Genomic DNA, 25,869 nt, shown 5'->3' on the forward strand with positions numbered 1-25,869 from the left:
GTGTGACCTTATCGTTGCTGACCCTCGGATCATACTCAGGATCCAGGATACGACAGGCGTCCCCGCCCTTCTGCGGCGGTGAGCGCCTGCCCGCGCAGGTCGATGCCGATGCGAGCGTAGGCGCGCGGCATGGCGATCCACGCCCACGTCCCGCCGCCGACGCCCAGGAGCGCAGTCGCCCACATGCCGGCAGCCAGTCCGAATGTCGCGGTCAGCGCCGAGACGACGAAGGGTCCGGCTGCGGCGCCGATGTTCCCGATGCCCTGCCACCAGCCCAGGAAGCGCTCACGCCCGACGACGGGGGCTAGGTCGGCCCCCATGGTCATGACGATGCCCGATCCGAACCCATTGCCGAAGCCCATGAGACAGGTCCCCACCACGAAACCGACCGGAGAGGTCCACACGATGATCACCACGAGGGAAGCCCCCATGATGAACAGGGACGGCAGGATGCCGGCCAGACGCCCGTAACGGTCCATCCATCTGCCCGAGGGCAGGAACATGGCGACGTCGAGCAGGGCTCCGGCCGCGAAGGTGGCCGAGATCAGAGCGTCGCTCAGCCCCAGATGCGCGCCCCACAGGGGCACGAGCACGGTTCGATTCGTCCGCAGCAGCTGGAGGCACGTCATAGCCACAGCGACGGCGGCTGTCGCCCGCAGGTCCGTACGCGTGCGATTCGCTCCGCCCTGCGCACGGTCATCACCCGAGACGACTTGGGAGCCGGAAGCCCGCGCCCGCGTGGTCTCGGCGTCGTGACGTGCACGATGGAGCGCTTCGGCGGGCAGAGCCCTCGCCAGCACGAACCACAGCGATCCCAGGGCCATGAGGATCTGAAGGACGAAGGGCCCGCGACGTCCGGCCACGAGGATGGCGAGCGAGCCGATCGCCGGGCCGACGAGCACACCCAGACGCATCATGCCGCCCAGGAACGACAGTGCTCGGGCCCGAGCCCATGACGGGACGGCGTCGGCCACATAGCCCTGCCGTGCAAGCGCCCACAGGTTCGCCGCCACCGCCTGCAGAATGACACCGACGACGAAGACGACCACCGCCGCGACCGACGGGGCGCTCACCGCGATCAGGATGCCGGTGACCGCTGTGACCGCCACGGCCGTGCCCAGGGCCATCGCCCGCCGGCCGCCCAGCCGGGCGACGATGCCTCCCGCCAGAGGCGCCGAGATGACTCCGGCGACTCCCAGCAACCCGACGACCGAGGCCGCGGCGGACCGGGACATTCCGACGTCGATGGCGGCTAACACGAGGACGGGCTGAACCGCGCCTGAGCCGATCGCGAAAATCGCCGTGGGCGCGTAGACGCTCGCGGCCAGCGCCCGCAGGATCGGCCCGGCGTCGTCATAACGCGCGGGCAAGGCGGATGAAGAGCGGGGACGAATCGATGGCACGCATCCATCATCCTCGTATCTCCCTGGGGGACGGGTCTGGACGCGGCACGAGTCATCTGACCGCCCACGGTCCTCCATGACGGCCCGACAGCGGACGGGCGCCCCGGACGCACCAGATGAACAGTCGGTGAACAGTCGGAATCTCCCTGTTGGAGGCGGACGGCCGCGGGTAAGAATGATCCCAGGCCGTCTCCGTGCGGTCCGGATTCTGCGCCCGCCCGGCATCCGTCCGCGGTCGGGCTCCCGATCCGCTCACCTGACCGAGAATGGTATGAGTACATCTCTTTTCATCGTGGTCGTCGTGGTCGTCACGGCGCTGGTCTTCGACTTCACCAACGGGTTCCACGACTCCTCCAACGCGATGGCGACCTCCGTCGCCACTGGGGCCTTCACCCCCCGACGCGCCGTCGTCGTCGCGGCCATGCTCAACGTGCTGGGCGCCATGCTCTCCACGGAGGTCGCCAGAACGATCTCTCACGGCATGTTCAACGATGCCCTGATCGAAGCGGCTCCCGAGATGGTCTTCGCCGGGCTCGCCGGCGCGATCCTGTGGAACCTGGCCACGTGGCTCTTCGGGCTGCCGTCCTCATCCTCGCACGCGCTCTTCGGCGGGTTGATCGGCGCTGTCATCATGGCCGCGGGCATCCAGGGCGTGCACTGGGGCACAGTGATCTCCAAAATCATTCTCCCCGCCGTGGTCGCTCCGTGCGTGGCGGGGACGGCTTCGGCCCTGGCCACCTGGATCGCCTACCGCATCGCCCGCCCCACCGATCGTTTCGGTCAAACGATCTTCCGCAACGGGCAGCGGATATCCGCTTCCATGGTGGCGCTAGCCCACGGGACCTCGGACGGGCAGAAGACCATGGGGGTCATCACGCTGGTGCTGGTCGCCGCCGGCTACCAGGAGGCGGGCACAGGGCCGCACTGGTGGGTGATCGGCGCTGCAGGCCTGGCCATCGGTCTGGGCACCTACTCTGGAGGCTGGCGCATCATGCGCACGATGGGCAAGGGGCTGGTCCACATCGACCCGCCTCAGGGTTTCGCCTCCGAGACGGCCTCGACTGTAGCCATCCTGGCCTCCTCCCACCTGGGTTTCGCTCTGTCGACCACCCACATCTGCACCGGCTCCATCCTCGGCACCGGCGTGGGTCGGGGGGCGAAGGTCTCCTGGGGGACCTTCGGAAAGATGGGGATCGCGTGGCTCATCACGCTTCCCTGCGCCGGTATCGTGGGGGCCGTGACCTCCTTGATCGCGGTCGAGGGCGGCGCCGTGGGCACGGCCGCCGTCATCGTCCTGCTGCTGGTCGGGGCGTGGGTCATCATCCGCCAGGCCGGGCACAACCGGGTCGACTTCTCCAACGTCAACGACGCCGATTCCGTGGTTGTGGCAAAGCAGCACGACCCCGAGCTCGGGCGGGCGCCTAAGACCTTCAATGAGGTCAAGAAGGAGTTTGTCGGCACGGCCGCCACGACTTCTACGACAGCAGCGACAACCGCAACGACGACGTCGGTTCCGCTGAGGAAGGAGACCGTCGCATGAGCGTCGATTGGGCATCTCTCGCACTGGTCACCGTGGTGACCGTGCTCGCCACCGCCTTTATTCTGACCATCATCGCCGCAGCCGCGCGCATGCTCGACGAGGTCCATCTCAAGCGGCTGGCGGGGGAGGTCAAGGGGCTGCACGCCGCCGAGCTGGCGGCCGGGTTCTTCCTGACCGTGGCCATCGGCATCCTCCTGTTCGGCCTGTGGCTCATCATCCCCTATTCCCATCATTGAGCTGCCGCTGCCGCCGCAGAGACGAGTCCGTCGAGCCGGACTCGCAGAGCGCCTGCACCGCGCCGGCCTCGCAGGCGCCGGTCCGTGGTCGGCGGGCAGACACGGCCCGGATGACCGGACACGATGCTTGCGATGAGCACGATCACGACGGTACCGTGACGGCCGATTGACGCACGTCTGGACGTCCGGGTCTCATCCACTGTTTCCCCGCGGCTCGTCCCCTTGAGCTCACCGTTGAGCGCCCAGGCCGGAAAGGAGACCTGGGGGTCATGGACCATCTCCGAGTGGCTAGAGACGTCCTGGCGTACGTCGGCGGCGCCGGGAACATCAACGCAGCGGCGCACTGCGCCACCCGGCTGCGGCTCGTCCTCGATGACATGGACCGAGTCGATCGGGCGGCTTTCGACAGGGACCCCGTCATCAAAGGCACCTTCATCGCCGGCGGCATGTTTCAGATCATCGTCGGTCCCGGCGACGTCGACCGCGTCTTCGACGCGATGGTGACCACGGGAGGGGTCAAAGAGGTCTCGAAGGAGAAGGTCAAGCAGGAGGCCGCCCGGAGCGGCAACCCCCTGTCCCGTTTCATCAAGACGATCGCGGATGTTTTCGTCCCCATTCTGCCCGCTCTCATTGCCGGCGGTCTCATGATGGCCATCGACAACGTTCTGACCGCCGAAGGGCTCTTCGGCGGTCAGAACGCCCCGGCACTGACCGAACGCTGGGCCTGGCTGGCCGACTACGCCGACCTCATCAATCTCATCTCTTCGGCCGCCTTCGCCTTCCTGCCGGTCCTCATCGGCTTCTCTGCGGCCAAGCGCTTCGGCGGCAACGCCTACCTGGGTGCGGCCATGGGGGCGGCCATGGTCTCGAGCTCGCTGACCAGCTCCTATACCGCCATTCAAGCTCAGACCGCCGGTACGATCGGTATCTGGCGGCTTTTCGGTTTGACGATCGACAAGATCGGCTACCAGGCCATGGTCATTCCGGTGCTGTGCGTCGCCTGGGTCCTCGCGGCGATCGAGAAGCGGCTCCACAAGCGTCTGTCAGGCACGACGGACTTCCTGCTGACCCCGCTCATCACAATGCTCGCCACCGGCTTCCTGACCTTCGTCGTCGTCGGCCCCGTCACTCGCGTCCTGTCCAACGGCGTCACTAACGGTCTGGCCTGGACCTACAACGCCCTCGGCCCGATCGGCGGCGCGCTCTTCGGCCTGGCCTACTCGCCGATCGTCGTCACCGGTCTGCACCAGTCGTTCCCCGCCGTCGAGATACCACTGATCGAGGGCATCAAGGCCGGGGGAGCGGGCTCCTTCATCTTCCCGATCGCCTCCATGGCGAACGTCGCCCAGGGGGCGGCGGCGCTCGCTGTCTTCTTCAAGACCGCGGACGCCAGGATGAGAGGGCTGGCCGGCGCAGGCGGAGCGTCTGCGCTCTTCGGCATCACCGAGCCCGCCATCTTCGGCGTCAACCTTCGTCTGCGCTGGCCCTTCTTCATAGGCATGGCGGCCGCCGGTGTTGGCGGCGCGGGCGTCGCGCTGCTTGACGTCCGGTCCCAGGCACTGGGGGCCGCCGGCCTCGTCGGGCTGGTCTCTATAGTCCCGACGAGTATCCCGAGGTATCTCGCCCTGGAAGGGCTCGTCTTCATCCTGGCCTTCGTCGGGGTCTTCGCCTACGCCACAGCCAGAAGCCGCAGTCTGACCGACGACGTCGATGATGCCGGGACGGCGGTCTCGAAAGCCGACGCACAGCTCGACTCGGGCACGACGAGTGCGGTCGAGTTTCCGCGGAACGCCGGCGCCGACCTGTCCGTGACCGCTCCGATCCACGGCACCGCTATCTCTCTGTCGGAAGTCGGGGACCGGACCTTCGCCTCTGGCGTGCTCGGTCCGGGGGCCGCTATTGATCCGGTGGAAGGACCCGTCGTCTCCCCGGTTGATGGCGAGGTGCTCGTCGCCTTCCCAACCGGACACGCCTATGGCCTTCGCTCGGCCAGCGGTATCGAGCTGCTCATCCACGTCGGTATGGATACCGTCGAGCTCGACGGCAAGTACTTCACTCCCAGGGTCGCAGCAGGGAAGAGAGTCCATCGCGGCCAGGTGCTCGTCGAGGTCGACTGGGCCGCCGTCACGAGGGCGGGCTACAGGACGACGACGCCCGTGGTCGTGTCCAACGCCGCCTCCTTCGCCGGCATTGTCGACGAGCACGTCGGTCGCATCGTCGAGCGCGGCGACGCGCTCTACACCGTCGAAGCCATCGAACCGGTCGCGGCACGGCCCCCGGCATCCGCTTGAGTCTGTGCGTGAACCCCCGTACCGCTCGGGACCTGTCGTCCCAGACGTTTCAGCTTGTGACGCCGACCAGAAGTTTGACAGGCAGGGGGGCGGGAGCGGCGAATTCCGGCGAATGCGGGTCACCGCTCTCGCGGCTGGCGCTGATCTGCCTGAGGAGAACGTCCACTGCCTGCGCAGCGAGGTCGGCGATGGGTTGTTGGATCGTGGTGAGATTCGGCAGGGCCCGACGCACCGCGGACGTGCCGTCGAAGCCGACGACCTTGAAATCCTCTGGCACGCGACGTCCGCGCGCCCGAGCCCACTCCAGCACCGCCGCCGCCGTCAGGTCGTCGGTGGCGAACACGGCATCGACGTCGGCGGGCATGGAATCCAGGGCCGCCTCGGTGAGTCCGGCCCGCTCAGGATCCGGCGTGTGGAAGTCGACCGTTCTCACGACCGGCTCGATCCCGGCGTCGTGCAGTACGGCGAGGTACCCCGCCTCCCGGCGGTTGTGGGGACCCGAGCGGGAAGTGAGCAGCGCGGGCCGGTGCGCTCCGCGCGTGCGCAGGTGCCTGGTCGCCAGACGCCCTCCCTTCTCATTGTCGCAGCAGACATTGGGGATCCTGGGGGACAGGAGCCGGTCGACGGTGACCAGAGGCATACGCACGGTGCCGTACTCCGATAGATTCTCGTTGTGACCGCCGGAGATGATGCCATCCACACGGTGGGAGACGAGCAGATCGAGATACTCTCGCTCCCGCTCGGCCCGCCCCATGGAATTGCACACGAGGATGCGGTACCCGTGGTCGGTCAGCGCGTTCTCGATCTCGGCCGCCATCTCACCGAAGAAGGGCAGAGCGACTGTGGGCACGATGACGCCGATCGTGTGCGTCGACTTTCCGTGCAGCGCTCGTGCGACCTGGTTGGGACGATAGTTGAGCTCGGTTATCGCCTCGGCGACCCGGTCCTTGACCTCTTGGCTCAGGTAGCCCCGGTTGTTGAGCACACGTGAGACCGTCGTCAGGGAGACACCCGCAACCCGGGCAACGTCGGCGAGGGTCGGCTCTCGGCGCGCGCTCATCATCATCTCTTCCGGCTGCCGGATAAGTGCTGCCCAAGCCTATGCCAGGGACGGCATCGCGTGCTGCACGCTATCATCACACGTGCCTGCGGGGGCGGGTGCTCATGCCGGTGCACTGCGGCGACGGCACACGGCCGGCACGTATTCCTCGTAGTAGCCGATCATGGTGCGGGCGATGGCAGCATGTCCGGCATCGTCGGGGTGGATGCCGTCCACGGACAGCTTGCCCTCGTCGCCGTCGATCGCCGTGCTCATGATGTCGGTTGAGACCAGCCCGAGCTCCGTGGCGCGCTCGTGCACCAGGTGTCGGACGACCCCGAAACGAGGACCGACACCGAGCGCCGGGAAATAGGGCGCAACGATGACGGGAACCCCTCGTAGACGGGCGGCGAGGAAAGAGAGGTCGTGGTCGACCGCCTGCGAGACGAGTTCGAGCTGAGAGGGTAGGAAGGCCGCGTCGTTGAGGCCCAGGCAGACGGTCACGACATCGGGCTCGGCGCGCAGGACCGTTTCGAGCCACGTGGTGTCGCAGCAGGAGGGGGAGCGCCCGCCTCCGGGCAGGTGCCCGCCACGGCGGGCGAAGAAGCCCAGACCGTCGGCGGCGAGCGACACCTCCCGCCATCGCAGATGCTCGCAGACCAGAGAGCTCCACCGGTTACGGGGGTGAGTAATGGCCTGCCACCCGGTGGTGACCGAGTCTCCGAGGAAGACTGCGGTGGGGAAGGGCTGTGAACGGGGAACAGAAGACACGGCCCGACTTTAGAACGGTGCTGCTGGTGCGAACGGTGTCGAGCATCCGCGCGGCGGTCGGTCAGCGAGCAGTGAAACGTGCTCTGGTTCCGCATCGCTTCGGGGTGTGAGCGTCATGAGGGGGAGTCCAGTTCTTGAGTTTCTTGAGTGCGGAGGGTCTGCGGGGTCGGAGACGGCGACTCGATCCGGCTTCCAGCAAAGCCGGTATCTCAGTGGACTCACAGGTTCTGCGAGGGCGCGGCGAAGGTCGAACATCTATCGTCATATTTATGACAATGCGGAACGAGGCAGACGAGGCATCGGTGACCTACATCGACGCCGACGGGACACCGATCGAGGCGCCGAGCGGTCTGGATGCCGATGCCGGCAGGACCGGTTCAGGTGCGCGAACATCGATGTTCGCGCACCCGAACGACGCCGTCGAGGAGCCTTCGCTCGCCGAGGCGATGAAGGCCATGTGGCGCGCCGGGATGGCGTGGGCGACGTTCGTCTTCGTTATCGGGTTGTTGATGGTGGTGCTGAGCAGTGGGCTCGTCGCGGTCGTACTGTGGCCGCTGGGAACTTTCACGATGATCGTCGCGGCGAGCGTGCTGTGGGCGACGATCACGGCGCGCCGGATGGCGCGCGATGCCGGAGCCCGGCGGCCATGAGCGTCTCAGACCACTCAGACCACCCTGTCGCGCCGCGTGGGGGTGGGGGTATCAACGGGTCGAAGAGCGGGCGCAACGGACAACTGAAATGACATAATGTACATTATCGGCGTTGTCTGAGCGGAGTGACGGTGAAATAGCGTTGCGCCATGAGTGATCTCGACGCCGTCGCCGCTGCGATTCGGCCCGCCACCGCAGCCGATGCCCCCGGCATCCGGGCCATCCGCAACGCCGCCATCCGAGACTCGCTGGCCATCTGGACCTCCCGGGAGCAGACGGAGGCTGAGGCGCTCGCCTGGCTCACCCCGCAGATCACCCGTGGCACCGCCCTCGTGGCTGAGAGGGTCGATGGCGAGATACTCGGCTTCGCCGTCGCTTCCGCCTGGCAGGCTTACGAGGGGTACGCCCGTACTGTGGAGGATTCGATCTACCTCTCGCCCGCCGCGCGAGGGTGCGGTCTCGGCGGACGCTTGCTCGCGACGCTCGTCGAGGCTGCGCAGCGCGCCGGTGACCGCACGATGGTGGCTCAGATCGAAGCCAGTACCACAACCTCGGTGCGTCTTCACGAGCGCGCGGGCTTCGTCGTCGTCGGCACTATCGAGGCCGCCGGCGAGAAGCACGGACGGGTCCTCGACCTCGTGCTCATGTCGCGCCGTCTGTGAGCGACACTCAACGTCCCACCGGATACTGCGCCAGGAACGGCGCCGTCGGACTCGAGCCGCCCACTCCGAGCGTGTGGCAGAGATGCATCAGAGCCACGCTCTCGATGCCTCTATAAGCATATAAGGTACTATGGCCATAGTAGTCTCTATACGTGTGGAGTATTCTGCGGGTGTAGAGAGAAAGATGGAGGCAGATATGAGTGCAGCGGGACGCAGGGAACAGGTCGGGGACGCGGGGATCCGCCTCGTCGCACGCGACGGGATCCGCGCGCTGACGCATCTGCGTGTCGACGCTGAGGCGGATCTCCCCCGCGGCTCGACCTCCTACTACGCACGTACCCGCCACGACCTCCTGCGACTGGTCGTCAACCGCCTCTCCGAGCGTTCGCGGGACGACGCGCAGATCGACGTTCCTGCAGGCATGACGCGGATCGAAGCAGCCGATTTTCTGACACGTCTCGTCGATCGGCTGGCGCGTCGGCCGATCGACCTCACTGCTCGCACGGCTCTCGTGGTCGAGCTGCGCGATGACGCCGAGTTGCGCGATGTGCTGACTGTCGACGCTCCGTGGCGCAAGCGCCTGGCGACCGTCTGCGAACAGGCGCTCGCCTCGTGCGCGGTGGCGCAGGCGCACAAGCGGGTGTCCGACCTGGTGAGTCTGATCGATGCGATGCTCATGTACCGGACCTGCCGCGTCGCCCAGCTCAGCGCCAGGACGACCCTTCGGGCTTACTTCGCCGGACTCGGCTGAGGCGCGCAGCTGCCGGATCGGCTTCGCGCCCAGGGCTAACTAACCCAAGGGGCTCGCTCACTCAGATGGCGACGGCTCTGAGCAGGTAGATCGCTCCTCTGATGGCGGTATCGAAGGGCGCCGTCTCGCCCTGGGCCCGAGCCAGGACGTAGCCTCCCTGGACGACGGCGACAACTACCGAGGCGAGCTCTGGCGGTCTCACCGTCCGGGAGAGTTCACCCGCCGCCACGCCGTCGGCGATGATGCGTGTCAGCGCGTCGATGAGCCAGGTGAAGGTCTCGGAGACCGGCGCGCGCAGGGCCGTCGACACCACCACCTCGGCATCGGAGGTCATCCTCCCTATCCGGCAGCCGCGCAGGCAGTCACGTTGGTACGTCAGGTATCGCTCCAGGCGCTCAGGAGCGGTCCACGGTCCGGAGAGCAGTTGCTCGAGATCGTGACGCACCGAAGCCGCGGTCTGCTCCATGGCAGTGACGGCGAGGTCCTCTTTGCCGGAGAAGTGATGGTACATGCTTCCCTGCCCGGCACCCGCAGCGCGTTGGATGTCCCTGGGGCTCGTAGCCGCATACCCCTTCTCCCACATCAGCTCACGGGTGGCGGCGACAAGACGGTCTCTCGTATTCACTCTCCCATTGTACCTACTAGTATGTACTACGTCATGCGTCAGAGACCCCGCCCCCCTCCGCTGAGGCATTTGAGCGAGCGCGACTAATGCGGTGAGGAAGGGGAAGGCTTCTTCCCAGCGTGGCTCCCCCGATCCGGCGTTAGTCGCCCAGGGCGGTCCCCACGGCGCGCGCCGCCCGGATCCACTCATGGTCGCGCGGGACGAACTTGATCTTCCCCGCCACGTTCTTCAGCGGCACCAGTTCCGTACCGTTGCCTCGGTCTCCCACCATGACACCGAACGTCCCCTCGGCGATTGCGTTGGCCCCCGCGACTCCCAGTCTGGTGGCGAGCAGCCGATCGGCGGCATTGGGGGTGCCGCCGCGCTGGACGTAACCGAGAATGGACACGCGGGCCTCCAGGCCGGTGGCCGCCTCGAGCTGCTCGGCCAGGGTGAAGGTATTGGCACGATGGGAGGCCTCCAGGGTCTTAACGTTCTTCTTGGCCAGAGCCTTGAGGTCCGAGGAGGAGGCGTCCTTGACCAGGGCCCGCGCATGCGCCAGCTCCTGGGCGTCGGTCTGGTTGAGCGCCCCCTCGGCGACCGCGACCACGGAGAAGGCCGAGCCGTGGGAACGACGTCGCTCGATCTTCTCAGCGATCGCCCCGACGTCGTAGGGGATCTCGGGCAGCAAGATGACATCCGCTCCCCCGGCGATGCCGGCGCCCAGCGCCAGCCACCCGGCGCGGTGCCCCATGATCTCGGTGAGAATGATCCGATGATGCGAGTGCGCGGTGGAGTGAAGACGGTCCACCGCCTCCGTGGCGATCTCCAGGGCCGTGGCGAAGCCGAAGGACGTATCCGTCTCGACGATGTCGTTGTCAATGGTCTTGGGCAAATGCAAAATGTTGAGGCCCGCGTCCATCAGACGTCGCGCGTTCTTGGCGGTGCCTCCCCCGCCGAGGCATACCAGGGCGTCCAGCTCGTCCTTGGCGTAGTTCTCCACGATCGTGGGGATCATGTCGCGGGTCTCGCCGTCGACGACCATGCGGTGGACCTTGTCCCTGCTCGTGCCTAGCAGGGTGCCGCCGGTGGTGAGGATGCCCGACAGCGAGGCGGCGTCCAACTCGGTGAAACGGTTCTCCGCCAACCCGCGCATGCCGTCACGGAAGCCGATCAGTCTCCATCCGTAGTCGGCGATCGCCGCCTTTCCGAGCCCGCGGATCGCGGCGTTGAGTCCAGGGGCGTCTCCGCCGGCGGTCAGGATTCCGATGCGCTTGATAGCCATGGCACCAGTATGCCGCCCGAGCGGCATCCGGGCAGGGTCTGCGGCACCGTTAGCTCGCCCTCGACGGACGGACGTCCCACCGCCGCCCCACTGGTCGAGCGCCCAGTGGCCTCCGCCTCGGACACTCTCGATGCCGCCCCGGCCGGCGGGGACTGGGGAATGTGGGGTAATTACGGGAATGCTGAGGGGCCAGTCAGTGTTGACGTCCGTGGGCCGAAGCGTCGACACGCTTGGCATGAACGAGTATCGAGTGAAGGAGACAGCAGCATGGCAGACCGCGCGCTGCGGGGCATGACCATCGGTGCGAAATCGATGGAGTCCGAGGAGGGCGTCGAATTCGCCGAGCGGCAGATGATCACTTATGAGTGCCCGCTCGCGCACGTCGTCGTCATCCCCATGGCGCTGGAGGCCGAGATCCCCCAGACCTGGGAGTGTCCGGAGTGCGGTCAGGTGGCCGCGTTGCGCGGCGAGGACGAGCCGGAGTCCGACGAACCGAAGAAGACTCCTCGCACTCACTGGGACATGCTGCTCGAACGCCGCGAGATGGATGATCTCAAGATCCTCCTCGACGAGCGGCTAGAGATGCTGCGCTCGGGGGAGATCTACCGCGAGCGCTTCTGACTGTCGGCACCGCGCCGTCGCTCCCCCGCCCGCTCGGTTGGTGGGCGTTGGTGGGCGGGAGCGATCATCGATTCAGCGCCGGCTGAAGGAGCCCCGTCGAGCAGCCCGTGCGGCACTGATGCGGTCGCCCAGCCTCCGGGTCGCGTCAGCCAGCTGCCCGCTGCGCTTGGTCAGACCCCACTTAGTCACCAGGTTCAGCTCCTCGGTGAAGATCCCCCCTGAGAGCTTGGACTGTCCCGCCTCGCGTTCTAGGAAGGTGATGGGCATTTCGACGATACGGCCGCCGGCGTCGTCGACGAGCTTGGTCATATTGACCTGGAAACCGTACCCGAGGGCCTCGATCCTACTCAGATCCAGACGGCGCAGGATAGAGGCCCGGTAGACGCGGAAACCGGCCGTGGCATCCTTGACCCTCAGGCCGAGCATCGCGTTGATGTAGAGGTTGCCGCCGCGGGAGAGCATGACGCGTTTAGCGTCCCATCCCCTGGTGACGCCGCCGGATACCCAGCGCGAGCCGATGACGAGATCGGGCTCATCGGCCATCTGTGCGCGTTGGATGAGCAGGGCGAGGTCCTCGGCGCGGTGGGAGCCGTCGGCGTCCATCTCGCAGATCAACTCGTAGGCGGCGTCCAACCCCCAGGAGAAGCCGGCGAGATAGGCAGGGCCTAGGCCGTTCTTCTCGGTGCGGTGCAGGACGTGGACGCGATCGTCGACCTGTGCGCGCGCATCGGCGAGCCTGCCCGTGCCGTCGGGCGAACCGTCGTCGACCACCAGGATGTGGGCCTCGGGGGCCGCGTTACGCACGCGATCCAGCGCCCGGGGCAAAGAATCGATCTCGTTGTAGGTGGGAATGATGACGAGGGTTTTCACAGCTCTTCTCCGATTCAGGGCGGGCTTCACTGGTGCCGGTCGGCTCGAACGGATCGAAAGAGCCTCCCGACGGCCGACACGATACCGGCTGCAGTCAGCAGGGCCGCGGACCCACGCAGAACGAGTCCCGGCCAGTCCCCCAGGGCGTCCGCCACGGTGATGGAGGTGCGCAGACCGACGTCGGCCACGAGACTGCCCTGCGTGTAGGGCGGGATCTCCTGCTCGACGACGCCTCTCGGGCTGATGATCGCTGTGATGCCGACGGTGGAGACCTGGACGACGCCGCGCCCGTGGACGACGGCTTGAACTCTGCCCTGGGCGAGCTGCTGGTCGGCCTCGGAGGAGGACAGGAAGCTGGCGTTGTTGGTGGGAATGACGATGAGTTCGCCGCCCTGCCTGATACCTTCGCGCATAGCACTGTCGTAGGCGACCTCGAAGCAGATGCCCATGGCGAGGTTGACGTCACGGTCCTGCGTGGCGGCGTGGACGACGAGGGTCTGGGGTCCGGTTCCCGAAGCCATGTCCGTGCCGATGCGATCGGCCTGATCGGTCACTCGCTCGATTAGGCCGCGTAAGGGGACGTACTCGGCGAAGGGGACGGGACGGTGCTTGCGGTAGTAGGGGCCCGGTCCCTCGCCGGGCGTCCATACGAGCATGTCGTTGTAGCGCACTCGCTCGTCATTCCGGTCCGCATACAGGACGGTGCCCACGACGATCTGGGTGCCGACCGCCCGAGCGGAGGCGTCAATGAGATCGGCCGCGGCCGGGTAGATGCGCGGATCGAGATCCGCGGCGTTCTCGGGCCAGATGACGACGTCAAGGCCGCCGCGACCCGCATCGTCCGCCAGCTGCTTGGTGGCCTGAGCATGGTTGCCGGTGACCTCCATGGCCCGACCGAAGGCGTCCTCGACATCGTCGGCAACGTTTCCCTGGACGGCGCCCACCTTCAGGCCGCCTTTCTCGGCGACGCTGTCAACGGGCAGTGTCAGCGGGAGGACGAGAGCGAGGCCGGCGCAGGTGACGGCGGCGAGAGTGTGGAGGACAGCCCGGGCCCTCATCGCCCAGATGATTTCGGCCAGGCAGGCGCCGATGAGCGCCACCAGAAGTGTCAGGCCGATGGAGCCCGTGTAGGCGGCGAAGGGCAGGAGGGGGGCATCGGCCATGGCGAATGCGAGACGACCGAAGGGGAACCCGCCCCATGGCCAGCTCGAGCGCAGCTCCTCCACGCCGCACCACAGCACGGTGAAGGAGACGATTCGTGCTGTGACCGCATGCCCGGCTCCGGGTCCGACGTCGGTCAGGGCGGACACCCGGCTCACCAACGCCCATGCTGCGCCCAGGACGACCATGTAGAGGGCTTGGACGAGGGTGAGCGCCGCCCAGCCGATCGGGTTTCCCATGGCGACAGCAGTGAAGTGCAGCAGGGGAGCGAAGAAGGCGAGCCCGAAAACGAGGCCCAGTCCGGCTCCCGTCCACATGCTGCGTCCTCGAACCGCACCCATGAACAGTGCCAGGCCGAGCGGTGCCGCCCACCACACATCCGTGGGAGGGAAGGCGACGGTCACGGCCAGGCCCGCCAGTGCGGCGGCCAGGACGGGAGCATAGCGGCGCAGTGCGACCCGATCCTGCGGGCGGGGCCATTCGTCGCCGTCGTCTGCGACCGGGTGTTCGGTACCCGGGTCGGAGGGTGTGCGGTCGAACGGTGTCACGGCCTGAAGCATAGGGCCGGGGGCGCTTCGGTCCCCGTCCGGATCACCACCCGGCGACGGCAGGCGGCCCGCGGGCGCGGTAGAAGGATGTCAGTCGTTGTGCCGCTCCTTGACGCCGAGCAGTCGGTGGTGCAGGGGATGGCACGCCCTCAGGGCGAGGGCGGTCAAGATCAGTCCGACGACGATGACACCGAGCACCACAGGGACGCCGGATGCGGGAGGCAGCCCGCTCAGGAACGAGGAGGACATGAGGGTACCGAGGCCCGCACCGCCGACAACGGCAAGAAGGAGTGGTACATAGGCCTCCATCCACATGACGCGCAGGCAGTAGCTCGCAGGGGCGCCCATGCGGTGCAGGCAGCGGGACTGCTCCGCGCGCTCGATCGTGCCCGAGGCCTGGGTGATGAAAATCGACGTGGCCGTCAGAACGAACCCGAAAGCGAGGGTGATGACGGCTCCCTTGTTGAAATCCCACAGCATGCTGTAGACGAAGGCCTCGACCGACCCGGCCTCTGCGGCCGTTCCGGTGTCGGAATCCAGAGGCATGAGCGACATGAAGCCGCCGATGAAGGCCAGCAGTCCCATGGCGGAGACCCGGTGCCACGTCGCCGCCGGCCCCGCCTGGATCCGGCGAGCGGTCCAGCGCATGACCGGGCCGCGCAGAAGGGCGAGTCCTCGGGCGAGCAGCTGGACGAACCAAGAACCGGCTAGGTCGAAGACCGCGATCACAGCCACGATCATGGCGCATATGGCAAAGGCTCGGTACTGGAGGGGAACCGAGCTGATGATCCAGGGAGCTCCGAACAGAGTCAGGAGGAACACGATGACGCGCCAGACGCGCGCACGCGGGCCGTTGGCCCGTCGGGACACACCCAACGGGGAGATTCGGATCTGGCGCAGGCCCCGCCAGGCGGAGGCCTGGCCGACCGCGACGACGCCCATCAGGACGGCGGCGAGGAGCCTCAGCGGCAGCAACATCTCGCCAGCGGTGATCCGCGCGCCCATCACCGTGAGGGCGCTCCATGCCGGAAGGGCGACCAGGTAGACGATCGTGCCGATGACGGCGCCCGCCACCGACTGGACCAGGGCATCCAGCAGGGACATGCGGGTGACGTCTCCCCCGGACAGGCCCACCAGGCGCAGAACGGCCAGACGCCTCTCCCGGCCGCGCGCCCCCAGGACGGCCGCACTGGATGCCAAGCTCACCATGGCCGGGACCAGCATGGCGCAGGCGAGAAGGGACAGGACGACGTACTGGCTCGCGGCGAAGTCGAAGTCCCAGCCGGTGTTCTGGGCCTCCGCCTCCCACACGGGGACGCGCTCCGGGTGCCGCCCGCGGCTGTAGAGCATCCACGTGCCTCCGGCCACGCTCAGGGCCGCGCAGGTCGTAACGGTATGGGCCAGGACGCTGGCCAGGTACAGGAGTCCCTCCCCCTCGCGAGCGGCGAGGCGCGCGCGGGTGAGGCGAGCGGTGAGGCGGACGAGGGTCAGGGGGGCGGCCGAGGATGCCGTGCCCCGGGACGAGCCTGCTGCGGGCACGGTGACTGTGGCGACGGTGTCCATCGAGTCGCTCATCGAATCGCCTCCGCCTCACGGGAGCGGTCGACGGCGAGAGGACGATCGGAATGGATCAGTCCGTCGCGGATCTCAATGAGGCGTGAGCACCAGCGCGCGACGTTGAGGTCGTGCGTCACCACGACCAGCGCGGTGCCCGCCATGGAGACGGCGGCCGTCAGCAGCTGCATCATCTCGTGACCGGTCGCCTGGTCCAGTGCACCGGAGGGCTCATCGGCGAAGATGGCTCGGGGGCTGCCCACCAGCGCCCGGGCGATCGCCGCGCGCTGGGCCTGGCCACCGGACATCTCGCCGGGACGACGGTCCCGGAGCTCGGCCAGACCGAGCCGGGCGAGCGTCTCGTCGGCGGCGCGCAGCGCCGATCGCGTTGGTGTCCCCGTGAGCATGAGAGGAAGCGCCACGTTCTCCCGAGCCGGCAGCTCGGGGATGAGCTGGCTGTCCTGGAAGACGAATCCCAGTTCGCGCAAGCGACGATGGGAGCGTTGAGCGTCAGGGAGACGGGACAGTGCGGTGCCCGCGAAGGTCACCGTCCCGTGATCCGGAACAAGGACGCCGGACAGGCAGTGCAGCAGTGTTGATTTACCGGAGCCCGAGGGACCCATGATCGCAACGGTCTCACCCTCGGCGATGTCGATGCTCACGCCGGCCAGAGCCGTCACCGCACCGAAGCGCTTGACGATGTCGCCGGTGGTGATCAGTGATGTGTTCATGCCCCTCATTCCATCGTGTCTCCGATGCGGTCTCGATAGTGCCCGCACTCCGGAAGGAGTAGTGCTGGGTATACCTTCGTCGGGTCCCGGCGCCGCGGGCACGGGCTGACGAGGCACGGTACCTTGGGCGCGTGCAATTCCCCTTTCCGCAGCGATGGTTCCACAGGGCCGCGACCTCGCACGAGGCCCTCGCCTCCCGGAGGATCGCTGAGCTCACGGCCTCGCGACGGGAGATCGTCACGGCCTATGAGGTCGAGCGCCGTCGGATCGAACGCGACCTCCACGACGGCGCCCAGCAGCGGCTCGTCGTCGGACTCATGAAGCTCGGGGAGGCGCAGCTCTCCCCGGCCGTGACGGCGGATCCCGCCCTCGCCAACCTCCTGGGAGAGGCCAAGGCGGCCATCGCCGGCGGACTCGACTCGCTGCGCACCACGGTGCACGGCATCCACCCCCGGGTGCTCACCGACCTCGGCCTGGAGGCGGCCCTGCGGGATGCAGTGGACCGAGCCGACGGGATCGGCGGCACCGTGAGAGTCGTCTGCCCCCACCCTTTGCCGGTGCTGCCCGAGGGAGTCCTCGCCGCGGCCTACTTCTTCGCCCTGGAAGCGATGACCAATGCGCTCAAGCACGCCCCCGGTGCCCAGGTCACGGTCCTGCTGACCGTGGATGAGAGCCTGCGGGTCTGCGTCGTCGACACCGGATCCGGTGGGGCCCGTCTGCGGCCGGGGCATGGTCTGGCGGGCATGAGGGAGCGGCTCGCGGCCTTCGGCGGAGATCTCTTGCTGTCCAGTCCCCCGGGAGGGCCGACGCGAGTGGCCGCGCGCCTGCCCCTGCTCCTGGCCCGCGGGGAGAGCGGCATCAGGATGAACGGTTCAGGCGGCATCGGCAGCACAGATAACGTGGATGACACCATCGACAGGAAGAAGTCATGAGCACGACCCCCTCACTGGTGCTTGCCGATGACTCAGCCCTGCTGCGGGAGGGGCTGGCGGGACTGCTCGAGCGTCAGGGCTACGACGTCGTCGCCCGGGAGAGCGATGCGCACGCGCTCATCGACCGCGTTGAGCTCATGGACGCCCGGGCGTGTCTGCCGGATGCGGTCATCGCCGACGTCCGTATGCCGCCGACCATGAGGAACGACGGGCTGGAGGCTGCGCTGACCATCCGACGCCGCCATCCGGCAGTGGCGATCATGGTCCTCAGCCAGTACGTATCGGCGGCCTACGCCCGACGGCTCTTCTCCGCCGATGCACCGGCCGACGCCGGCGGGACCGGCTACCTGCTCAAGGACCGGGTCTCGGAGGTCGCTGATTTCCTGGGGTCCTTGCGGGTGATTCTGTCCGGAGGCATGGTGACCGATCCCGAGGTGGCCCGAGCCATGGTGCGCAGCTCGCGCTCGGGGCTCGCGAACCTGACACCGCGTGAGCTCGAGGTTCTCGAGCTCATGGCGCGGGGGCTGTCGAACAGTCAGATCGCGGTGCGGATGGTCGTGTCGGGAGCGGCGGTCGCCAAGCACGTCTCGGCCATCTTCCTCAAGCTCGGCCTGGACCCGTCCGAGGAGAACCGGCGGGTGCGCGCCATTCTCGCCTTCCTCGGGGATGGTGCCAGTCAGTAGGCGCGCGGTTCCGGCTCGCCCCTGCTCCCCGTCGCCTCCGATCTACCGGGAGCGAGGCGCCCCCGTCAGAGTCCGCGACGGCCTGCCAGGGCGCTATGCACGGGCCGCCAGGCCAGTGCCAGCAGCGTGCCGATGGCTGCCCCGATAAAGCAGGACATGGCGGTCCCGGTGACCCAGGACAGGACGGAGTTGTGAGCGAGCTCCCCGGCCCACTCGATGGCTCGGTGCAACGGGTCGAAGCCGACCTTGGCGAGATTGACCGCCAGGATGTGGCCACCGACCCACAGCATCGCCACGGTGCCCACGACCCCGATACCGGTGAAGAGCGACGGAGCGCTGGACACCACGGCGCGGCCGAGGGAGCGCAAGGCCCTCGTGCGGCCTCTCCCGGCCAGGTGAGCCCCGGCGTCGTCAATCTTAATGAGCGCCCCAACCAGCCCGTAGACCGCGAAAGTGATGAGCAGGGCGGTCGTGACCAGGACGACAACGCGTCTGACGGACGACTCCTCCTGCACTTCGGCGAGAGCGAGCAGCATGATCTCCGTGGACAAGACGAAGTCGGTGGTGACGGCGCGCTTGACGATCGCGGCCTCGTCCATCGGAGCCTCCTCGGAGGGGTGGTCGGGGCCGAGGAAGCTCTCCAGGATCTTCTCCCCGCCCTCGAAGCACAGGTAGGTGCCGCCGATGACGAGCGCCACGGGCAGAAGAACGGGCGCCACCGCCGTCAGCAGCAGTCCGATCGGCAGGATGATGAGAAGCTTGTTGCGGAGCGAGCCCAGCGTGATCCTCTTAATGATCGGCAGCTCGCGGTCCGGAGTGATGCCGGTGACGTACTGGGGCGTCGCAGCGACATCGTCCACTGCGGCGGCCGAGACTTTCGCGGACGCCTTGACGGCCACGGCGGCCGTGTCGTCGATGGTCGATACCGTCAGCTTGGCGAGCGTGGCGATGTCGTCGAGAAGAGCGAAGAAGCCTGACATGGGGTCCGGAGGTCCTGTCGTCGTGCTGCGGCTCCGAGCGGGAGCCCGGCCGGAGATGAGACTATCCGCCGTGGGCGGCCGGCGGGCGCTCCGCCCATGGGCGGGGCGCTACGACAAATCACACCGGGGACCAGCCCACCACTCCCCTATTGACATCGAGACTCGCCCGGGCGGCGCTCACGGACAGCGTCTTAATGGCGCGACGCCGATCGGGCGCGCTCTCCTCGGTCATTGTGAGACGGGCCAGCTGCCCGAGTACGTCGAGGAGCTGCTTGGACCAGCGCACGAAATCACCGGCGGTCAGCTCGCAATCCTGAAGGACCTCGGCCAGGTCGGCGCCCTCCGCCCATGCTCTCACGGCACCCGCCAGAGCCGGCTCGGCGCCGCTGGAGGACTCGATCCGCACCAGAGACTCCAGATTATTGATGGCACGGGACAGACGGATCTCCTCACGTAGCACCGCTCCCAGGCGGGAGCTCGGCGCCACGGGCAGACCAATGGACTGCACCGCCAGACGCGGCTCGTACACGCACGCCGACACCGCTGCGGCCAGGTCGGCGGAGGCGAGCCCGTCCCACAGTTCGTGGCGCAGGCACTCCGAGACGAGCAGGTCCCGTTCGGCGTAGACGCGCGCCAGCATCCGTCCGGCGTCGGTGACTCTCAGATCGCGCTCCGGATGCCCGCGATCGACGGGCTGAAGATAGCCCAGCTCGATGAGCACCTCGCACACGGCATCGAAAAGACGGGCGATCGTGCCGGTGCGGCTCTCCACCCGGGCCTGGAGGCGCTCCGCCTCGGCACAGGCGCGCAGCCATCTGCGTCCCGTGCGGGCGTGCTCCTCGCGATCGGGACATGCGTGGCAGGGGTGCGCGCGCATTCGGTGGCGCAACTCCTCCACGCGTGCGACGCCGCCTTGCTCACCATCGCCTCCGCGTCCCCGATGTCGTCCGGGTCGGGCGTGCTCCAGGTCCCCCGAGCGCAGGGCGCTGACCAGACGCTCCGTCAGGCGCTTGCGATCCCGGGGCCTGCGCACGTTGACGCCGGGCGCGACTTTCAGAGAACCGACTCGGACGACGCCCTCGGGAGCGGTGTCCGGCGACAGGGTCAGGACCCGGGAGTCCTCCCCCAGGACCGTCAGGATGGGAGCGCCAGTGCGATCCACGCCCTGATCCAGAACAATGGCGTGCTTGTGACGGCGTCCTCGACGATGGATGATGATATCGCCTCGGCTCAGCGAGGTCATGGCGCGTGCGGCCTCCTCGCGGCGCGCGGTGCGACCGGTCCGGGAGAGATCGGCCTCGGCATCGGCGACGCGCTGACGCAGGCGCGCGTACTCGCGGAAGTCTCCGAGGTGACAGGTCATCTGCTCCTCCATGGCGGTGAGGCTCCGGCGCATCCTGCGGGCCTCGGCGGCGAGCTCGACGACACCGCGGTCGGCCTGGTACTGGGCGAAGGAGGACTCGAGCACTTCGCGAGCCCGGGCCCTCGAGGCGCGCCCGAGCAGGTTGACCGCCATGTTGTACGTGGGCCGGAAGGCCGAGACGAGCGGGTAGGTGCGCCGCGACGCCAGCGAGGAGACGAAGGCGGGGTCGACCCCGCCGGCGGCCAGGACGACGGCATGCCCCTCCGTGTCGATGCCGCGTCTGCCGGCTCGTCCGGTCAGCTGGGTGTACTCGCCCGGGCTCAGGGTCGCGTGGGCCGACCCGTTCCACTTGCGCAGGGACTCCAGGACCACGGTGCGGGCGGGCATATTGATGCCGAGGGCCAGAGTCTCGGTGGCGTAGACGACCTTGACCAGGCCCGCGCTGAAGAGCTCCTCAACGGTTTCCTTGAAGACGGGAAGAAGGCCGGCGTGATGGGCGGCCACGCCCTGCTCCAGGGCATGCGCCCAGCCGTGGAATCCCAGCACGCCCAGATCTGTTGCGGGGATCTCGCTCATGTGCCGGTCGACGACCTGACGGATTCGGGCCGCCTCGGCATCAGTGGTCAGGCTGACCCCGGCGCCCACGGCCTGGTGGACGGCTTGCTCGCAGCCGGCGCGCGAGAACACGAAGACGATCGCTGGGAGAAGGTCGGCCTCCTCGAGCGCCGTGACGACCGTGACCCGTGAGGGCGGGCGCAGGTCCGCGGCACGGGCTCCGGCATCGCCGCGGCGCGGCGCCCGGCCTCCTCGCCGGTCCCGCCCTCGCCGCCATGACCGGGATGACGGACCTCCGGCTGGACTGCGGCCGGACGCGGACGGAGCCGCCTCCCCCGCCGCCGCGCGGCGGGCCCTGGCCAGGGCCTTGAGCAGGTCGGGGTTGAGCGGGGGCCGGACCGTCGACGCGCTGCCGCCGGATTCGGGCGCCGAGGTCGATGACGGCGATGACGGCGTCGTGTGGAGGTCGAGCAGTCGCCGGCCAACCATCATGTGCTGGATCAGGGGCACCGGCCGGTGCTCGCAGACGACGACAGCCGTGCTGCCGCGCACCTGCCCGAGCCAGTCGCCGAACTCCTCGGCGTTCGAGACGGTCGCCGACAGGGACACCACCTGCACCTCGGGCGCCAGGTGGATGATGACCTCCTCCCACACCGGGCCGCGGAACCGGTCGGCGAGATAGTGGACCTCGTCCATGACTACGAAGCCGAGGCGGTCCAGATCGCGCGAGCCCGAGTAGAGCATGTTGCGCAGGACCTCGGTCGTCATGACGATGATGTCGGCGTGTGGGTTGACAGAGGTGTCACCGGTCAGCAGACCGACGCGCTCCGCTCCGTGGCGCGCCAGCAGATCGAGGTACTTCTGGTTGGACAGGGCCTTGATGGGGGCGGTGTAGAAGGCCTTGAGACCCTTGGCCAGCGCCAGGTGGATGGCGAACTCGCCCACGACGGTCTTGCCGGCCCCTGTGGGCGCGGCCACCAGGACGCCCTCGCCGCGCTCGAGCGCCTCGCACCCGCGGACCTGGAAGTCGTCGAAAGGGAAATCGTAGCCGGCCATGAAGCGGGCGAGCTCGCTGCGGGAGGCCGCCTGTCGGCGTCGGGCGGCGGCGTAGCGTTCGGCGGGCGAGCTCATGACAACAGCCTACGATCACTATCGGCCGACTCCGGCGCCTGCCGCCCGTGCGCACGCCGCGGAGCCCGGCGCCTAGCACGGCAGAAGTACGGGAACGACGCCGCGCACGGCCTCCAGTCGCAGCGGCAGCCGCACGAGGGCCTCGCCGTCGGCCATGGGGCACGGGAGCGTACGCCGGTCGGCCCGGGCCGGCAGGGTCTCGATGGTGAGCACTCGGGTGCGCTCGAGGCGGACGAAAGGGTCCGTCAGGTGGGACCCGGCGAAAACCCTGGCCAAGCAGGCCCAGGAGCCCGACGCGCCCGACCGGGTCCAGGCGGAGTACATCCAGCAGGCCGTCGGCGGCGTCCGCACCGGGCGACAGGTTCATGCCGCCGACGTAGCGGGTGTTGCCGCTGCGACCAGCAGGGCCCGTCCCTGCCAGATCCCGGTGTCGGTGGTCAGCCGGTAGCCGTAGGGAGCCGGGCCGGTGAGCTCGCCGAGGACCGCGCGCAGGTAGCGGCCTTGACCCGAGGGCCAGGCCAGCGTGTTCGCCCTGGCATTGACAGCCGCGTCCACCCCCGCCGAGACGACGGCCAATGACCATTCGTGCTCGTTGTGCACGGGCGAGCTGTCAGGACGCACGCGTGGCGTGGATGGCGTGGAGACGGGCGATGCGCCCCGCCTCGCGCAGGGCGGCGTCAGTGACCCGGACCGAGGCGCTCGCATCCCGTAGAGGCAGGCCCAGGTGACGGGCGATGTCATTACCGGCCCTTACAGCGACAATGCTCAGCGGTACGCCCGTGGTGGCCACCGTGTCCAGACCGAGGTGGACGGTGCCGTCCCCGCCGACCGCAACAAGGGCATCAGGACCGCCGTCGCAGTCGAGGGCGCCGTGGCGCTGACGCGCGACTCCTCATAGGTGGAGCCGCAGGCGACAGTGACGTCGTAGCCGGCCGTGACCAGCGCCGTGACGGTCGCATGCGCGGCGCCGCCGTGACGACCGCGTCCCGAGGTCGAGTTGGCGACCAGGACGATGCGCATGAGGGTGCAGGGCTGAGAGACGGGCGCCGGCCAGAGGCGGATCAGGCCTCGTCGCCAGCCGCGGGAAGCTCCCGAGACGAAGCAGGTGCCGACAGGCTCGCCGAGTCCGCGACCGGTTGCCCCGCCAGGGCGGCATCGAGCTCGGCTTCCTCCCGGGCGCGCCTGCGCGCTACCCGTTTGTCATGCTGGATCGACATGAAGCAGGCCAGGAAGTACAGACCGGTGATCGGTACCGCCATGAAGATCATGGACCAGGGGTCGGGCAGCGGGTTGGCGAAGGCCATGAAGATGAAGATGGCCACGACCGCCCAGCGCCAGCCCTTGAGCATCGTCCTGCCTTTCATCAGGCCCAGGCGATTGAGAGCTACGAGGATCTCAGGCAGGAGGAAGGCGGCACCGAAGACGAGAACGAGACGCAGGTAGAAGGACAGGTAGGTCGACGCGTCGATGATCCCGGTGGATGAGCCCCAGTCGGGAATGAAGCCGGTCAGGATCTGCACGGCGTGGGGCATGATCCACATGCCCAGGGCGCACCCGCAGGCGAACAGCGCCAGGCCCGCCATCCCGAAGGCCCACGTGTAGGCCTTCTCCCTGCGGGTCATCCCCGGACCGACGTAGGCCCAGAACTCGTACATCCACAGCGGGGAGGACAGGAGCACTCCGGTCCACAGCGACATGCGCAGACGCAGGTCGAAGGAGGACAAGATCGTGGGGAAATTCACCTTCAGATCCCCACCGTTCGCGTTAGCCTGAGTGATCGGCAGGGTGATGAGGTTGTACACCGGCTTGTAGATCACATAGCCGACGACGGCCCCGATCAGGATCCCGAGAGCCGAGATGACCAGACGGTTGCGCAGCTCGCGCAAGTGATCCCCGATCGACATGACCGCCTCGGGATTGTCCTTGCGACGGGTCACGGAGATCCTGGGCATGCTCGGCATGACCTTGTTCCCCTCCTCACCGGATCGGTGACGTGCGCGGAAGTGCCGGAGCGCTCGTGGTGCGCAGCCCGTCGGTCACTGCTGGACGGTGCCGTCCGTCTGAGGGGCGGTCTGACCGGGCTGGGTCGGCTGCGTGTAGTAGGTTCCCTGCTGCGGCTGCTGGATCTGGGCCTGGGGCTGCTGGGCGGAGGAGGCGTCATCGTCCTGCAACTCCTTGACCTCCTTCTTGAAGACCTTCATCGACTTGCCGACGCTGCCCGCAAGCTCGGGCAGTTTGTTGCCTCCGAAGATGAGGAGGACGACGAGGAGGACGACGATCCAGTGCCAAGGCCTCATGGCTCCCATGTGCGTACCTGCTTCCAAGATGATGGTCCTGATCGGAACACGACGATTCTAGCGGTTCACAGGGTGCGCGCCGCGCACAGGCCCATGACGTTCCACCCATGGCGTACCGCCCATGGCGTACCGCCGCAGTGGGCCGGACCCCGCCGGCACCCGGCGCACAGCCATCGGCCTTCATAATCCATCCTCGTAACCGGAAGCCATCCTCATAAGCGGGTGTACGGGTGACGTTATGAGCCTTCGACGGAAGCATTGAGGGCGAGGGCGCGCTGCGCCGCTCCACGGGCCCGCAATGCCAGGCTCCGGGGAAGAACCCCTCTGATGTGTCGGCCCGCCGACAGCACGAGGCCGACGAGCCAGTCCTCATCGCGACCTCGCACCTGAGCGCGTATCGCACCCTCGGGCAGGATCTCGATCTTCTCGGCGTCGACCTGCTCCACCAGCCAGCGTCCGCCCGGGGCCAGGGTGAGCACCGCCGTCCGGGACCGGGACGAGCGGGGCTCCCCGTGACGACGACGCGCGCGATGGGTCGTCGCGGTCGCGTCAAGGAGCTCGACGTTCAGGATCCGGTCGAGGCGGAAGGAGCGCTCGTCCCGGGCGCTCAGGCACCATGCGCGCACGGTCAGGTGCGAACCGTCGGTGATCAGCTCGAGCGGGTCGACCTCGCGCACCGAGCGGGTGTCAGTGGCCGACACGTAGGTCAACCGCAGGCGCCGCCGCTCGGCCATAGCACGTCGGACGGTCCGCAGCACCGCCGTGCCCGACCCGCTGGCGGGGTCGTCCGCCCCCGCAGGCGGCGCGACCGGTCTCGCACCGCCGCGCATTGCGGCGGTCAGCGCGGCCTGCGCCCCGTGCAGGGCCGCGGCGGAGGCGGGGTCGTCCGCCAGGACGTCGCCGAGCACCCGCAAGGACAGGAGCAGGGCAACGGCCTCCTGGCGGGACAGCCGCACCGGCCGGTCGAGCCCGAGCGGTTCGGTCAGGCGCAGCCGACCGGCCTCGAAGTCGTCGGCGCTGAAGTCGACGAGATCCCCGGGCATGCCGCCGGGCAGGCCCGAGACCCACAGGGTCTCCACATCGCTTCGGATCATCGCAGCAGTGACGCCGAAATGAGCGGCGGCCTCCTCGAAGGACGCGCCCTCGTGCTCGGCGACCCAGGCCGGCAGGGCCAGGAGTCGAACGAGTCGGTCGATCGAGCGCCGTGCCAT

Annotated in this window: 24 protein-coding genes and 1 pseudogene; 9 read left to right on the forward strand and 16 right to left on the reverse strand. The window is 68.2% G+C overall.

Translation table 11 applies throughout. The features are described from left to right. Positions 1 to 35: 35 nt before the first annotated feature. Positions 36 to 1,403: an MFS transporter gene (locus HMPREF9062_RS07645; RefSeq protein ID WP_009749513.1), complete on the reverse strand. Its 1,368-nt coding sequence runs from the start codon at positions 1,401 to 1,403 to the stop codon at positions 36 to 38. 271 nt (positions 1,404 to 1,674) lie between these two features. On the opposite strand from HMPREF9062_RS07645, the gene HMPREF9062_RS07650 reads away from it, so the two are divergent. From HMPREF9062_RS07650 to HMPREF9062_RS07660, 3 genes are all read left to right on the forward strand, one after another. After that, positions 1,675 to 2,943: an inorganic phosphate transporter gene (locus HMPREF9062_RS07650; protein ID WP_009749514.1), complete on the forward strand. Its 1,269-nt coding sequence runs from the start codon at positions 1,675 to 1,677 to the stop codon at positions 2,941 to 2,943. Then, positions 2,940 to 3,179 (forward strand): hypothetical protein, encoded by a 240-nt coding sequence (locus HMPREF9062_RS07655; protein ID WP_009749515.1) that lies wholly within the window; start codon positions 2,940 to 2,942, stop codon positions 3,177 to 3,179. Before HMPREF9062_RS07650 ends, HMPREF9062_RS07655 begins: the two co-directional genes overlap by 4 nt. A gap of 269 nt (positions 3,180 to 3,448) precedes the next feature. Then, entirely contained in the window at positions 3,449 to 5,470 is a 2,022-nt protein-coding gene (locus HMPREF9062_RS07660) for a PTS beta-glucoside transporter subunit IIBCA (protein WP_009749517.1), read from the forward strand. A 49-nt stretch (positions 5,471 to 5,519) separates the two neighbouring features. On the opposite strand, the gene HMPREF9062_RS07665 is transcribed toward HMPREF9062_RS07660, so the two are convergent. Together HMPREF9062_RS07665 and HMPREF9062_RS07670 are read right to left on the reverse strand one after the other, a co-directional pair. Then, entirely contained in the window at positions 5,520 to 6,530 is a 1,011-nt protein-coding gene (locus HMPREF9062_RS07665; protein ID WP_034254857.1) for a LacI family DNA-binding transcriptional regulator, read from the reverse strand. A gap of 102 nt (positions 6,531 to 6,632) precedes the next feature. Further along, positions 6,633 to 7,280 (reverse strand): SGNH/GDSL hydrolase family protein, encoded by a 648-nt coding sequence (locus tag HMPREF9062_RS07670; RefSeq protein WP_034253946.1) that lies wholly within the window; start codon positions 7,278 to 7,280, stop codon positions 6,633 to 6,635. 302 nt (positions 7,281 to 7,582) lie between these two features. Between HMPREF9062_RS07670 and HMPREF9062_RS07675 the strand changes: the two genes are divergently transcribed. The 3 genes from HMPREF9062_RS07675 (at position 7,583) to HMPREF9062_RS07685 (ending at position 9,343) form a co-directional block, all read left to right on the forward strand. Beyond that, positions 7,583 to 7,930, forward strand: a complete 348-nt coding sequence (locus HMPREF9062_RS07675) for a hypothetical protein (protein ID WP_156789992.1) — start codon at positions 7,583 to 7,585, stop codon at positions 7,928 to 7,930. 149 nt (positions 7,931 to 8,079) lie between these two features. Then, on the forward strand, positions 8,080 to 8,592 hold the full coding sequence (locus HMPREF9062_RS07680) for a GNAT family N-acetyltransferase (protein ID WP_009749521.1): 513 nt from the start codon (positions 8,080 to 8,082) through the stop codon (positions 8,590 to 8,592). A 196-nt stretch (positions 8,593 to 8,788) separates the two neighbouring features. Further along, on the forward strand, positions 8,789 to 9,343 hold the full coding sequence (locus HMPREF9062_RS07685) for a TetR/AcrR family transcriptional regulator (RefSeq protein WP_034253952.1): 555 nt from the start codon (positions 8,789 to 8,791) through the stop codon (positions 9,341 to 9,343). 61 nt (positions 9,344 to 9,404) lie between these two features. On the opposite strand, the gene HMPREF9062_RS07690 is transcribed toward HMPREF9062_RS07685, so the two are convergent. Both HMPREF9062_RS07690 and HMPREF9062_RS07695 read right to left on the reverse strand, forming a co-directional pair. Next, a complete protein-coding gene (locus tag HMPREF9062_RS07690; protein ID WP_034253955.1) occupies positions 9,405 to 9,968 on the reverse strand; it encodes a TetR/AcrR family transcriptional regulator in 564 nt (187 codons plus the stop codon). A 139-nt stretch (positions 9,969 to 10,107) separates the two neighbouring features. Continuing rightward, positions 10,108 to 11,232: a 6-phosphofructokinase gene (locus tag HMPREF9062_RS07695; protein ID WP_009749524.1), complete on the reverse strand. Its 1,125-nt coding sequence runs from the start codon at positions 11,230 to 11,232 to the stop codon at positions 10,108 to 10,110. A 267-nt stretch (positions 11,233 to 11,499) separates the two neighbouring features. Here HMPREF9062_RS07695 and HMPREF9062_RS07700 point away from each other — a divergent pair, with 267 nt between their 5' ends. Continuing rightward, positions 11,500 to 11,853, forward strand: a complete 354-nt coding sequence (locus HMPREF9062_RS07700; protein WP_009749525.1) for an RNA polymerase-binding protein RbpA — start codon at positions 11,500 to 11,502, stop codon at positions 11,851 to 11,853. Positions 11,854 to 11,925: 72 nt separating this feature from the next. Here HMPREF9062_RS07700 and HMPREF9062_RS07705 read toward each other — a convergent pair whose 3' ends face one another. The 4 genes from HMPREF9062_RS07705 to HMPREF9062_RS07720 all read right to left on the reverse strand — a co-directional run bounded on the left by HMPREF9062_RS07705 (position 11,926) and on the right by HMPREF9062_RS07720 (position 16,726). Further along, positions 11,926 to 12,723, reverse strand: coding sequence for a polyprenol monophosphomannose synthase (locus HMPREF9062_RS07705; protein ID WP_009749526.1), 798 nt, complete (start codon positions 12,721 to 12,723; stop codon positions 11,926 to 11,928). A gap of 26 nt (positions 12,724 to 12,749) precedes the next feature. Further along, positions 12,750 to 14,444 (reverse strand): apolipoprotein N-acyltransferase, encoded by a 1,695-nt coding sequence (gene lnt / locus HMPREF9062_RS07710; RefSeq protein WP_009749527.1) that lies wholly within the window; start codon positions 14,442 to 14,444, stop codon positions 12,750 to 12,752. A gap of 78 nt (positions 14,445 to 14,522) precedes the next feature. Next, positions 14,523 to 16,007: an ABC transporter permease gene (locus tag HMPREF9062_RS07715; protein WP_009749528.1), complete on the reverse strand. Its 1,485-nt coding sequence runs from the start codon at positions 16,005 to 16,007 to the stop codon at positions 14,523 to 14,525. Continuing rightward, a complete protein-coding gene (locus HMPREF9062_RS07720; protein WP_009749529.1) occupies positions 16,004 to 16,726 on the reverse strand; it encodes an ABC transporter ATP-binding protein in 723 nt (240 codons plus the stop codon). The genes HMPREF9062_RS07715 and HMPREF9062_RS07720 overlap by 4 nt, the downstream gene beginning before the upstream one ends. Before the next feature lie 122 nt (positions 16,727 to 16,848). On the opposite strand from HMPREF9062_RS07720, the gene HMPREF9062_RS07725 reads away from it, so the two are divergent. Both HMPREF9062_RS07725 and HMPREF9062_RS07730 read left to right on the forward strand, forming a co-directional pair. Then, positions 16,849 to 17,649: a sensor histidine kinase gene (locus tag HMPREF9062_RS07725; RefSeq protein ID WP_009749530.1), complete on the forward strand. Its 801-nt coding sequence runs from the start codon at positions 16,849 to 16,851 to the stop codon at positions 17,647 to 17,649. Continuing rightward, positions 17,646 to 18,332 carry a response regulator transcription factor gene (locus HMPREF9062_RS07730; protein ID WP_009749531.1) on the forward strand — a complete coding sequence of 229 codons (687 nt, stop codon included), beginning with the start codon at positions 17,646 to 17,648 and terminating at the stop codon, positions 18,330 to 18,332. The genes HMPREF9062_RS07725 and HMPREF9062_RS07730 overlap by 4 nt, the downstream gene beginning before the upstream one ends. A 65-nt stretch (positions 18,333 to 18,397) precedes the next feature. Here the strand turns inward: HMPREF9062_RS07730 and HMPREF9062_RS07735 are convergent, their stop codons facing one another. From HMPREF9062_RS07735 to HMPREF9062_RS07765, 7 genes and pseudogenes are all read right to left on the reverse strand, one after another. Beyond that, positions 18,398 to 19,312 (reverse strand): DUF808 family protein, encoded by a 915-nt coding sequence (locus HMPREF9062_RS07735; protein ID WP_009749532.1) that lies wholly within the window; start codon positions 19,310 to 19,312, stop codon positions 18,398 to 18,400. Positions 19,313 to 19,430: 118 nt separating this feature from the next. Further along, positions 19,431 to 22,361, reverse strand: coding sequence for a DEAD/DEAH box helicase (locus HMPREF9062_RS07740; RefSeq protein ID WP_009749533.1), 2,931 nt, complete (start codon positions 22,359 to 22,361; stop codon positions 19,431 to 19,433). Between the two features lie 72 nt (positions 22,362 to 22,433). Next, positions 22,434 to 22,982, reverse strand: a pseudogene (locus HMPREF9062_RS13630) (diacylglycerol/lipid kinase family protein). After that, entirely contained in the window at positions 22,972 to 23,151 is a 180-nt protein-coding gene (locus HMPREF9062_RS13635; protein ID WP_009749536.1) for a hypothetical protein, read from the reverse strand. Before HMPREF9062_RS13635 ends, HMPREF9062_RS13630 begins: the two are co-directional and overlap by 11 nt. A 271-nt stretch (positions 23,152 to 23,422) precedes the next feature. Then, on the reverse strand, positions 23,423 to 24,322 hold the full coding sequence (tatC, locus tag HMPREF9062_RS07755) for a twin-arginine translocase subunit TatC (protein WP_009749538.1): 900 nt from the start codon (positions 24,320 to 24,322) through the stop codon (positions 23,423 to 23,425). Between the two features lie 75 nt (positions 24,323 to 24,397). Further along, a complete protein-coding gene (gene tatA, locus HMPREF9062_RS07760; protein ID WP_009749539.1) occupies positions 24,398 to 24,667 on the reverse strand; it encodes a Sec-independent protein translocase subunit TatA in 270 nt (89 codons plus the stop codon). Positions 24,668 to 24,894: 227 nt separating this feature from the next. Beyond that, positions 24,895 to 25,869: a helix-turn-helix transcriptional regulator gene (locus HMPREF9062_RS07765; protein WP_009749540.1), complete on the reverse strand. Its 975-nt coding sequence runs from the start codon at positions 25,867 to 25,869 to the stop codon at positions 24,895 to 24,897.

Source organism: Actinomyces sp. oral taxon 448 str. F0400, assembly GCF_000220835.1.
Lineage (GTDB): Bacteria > Actinomycetota > Actinomycetes > Actinomycetales > Actinomycetaceae > Actinomyces.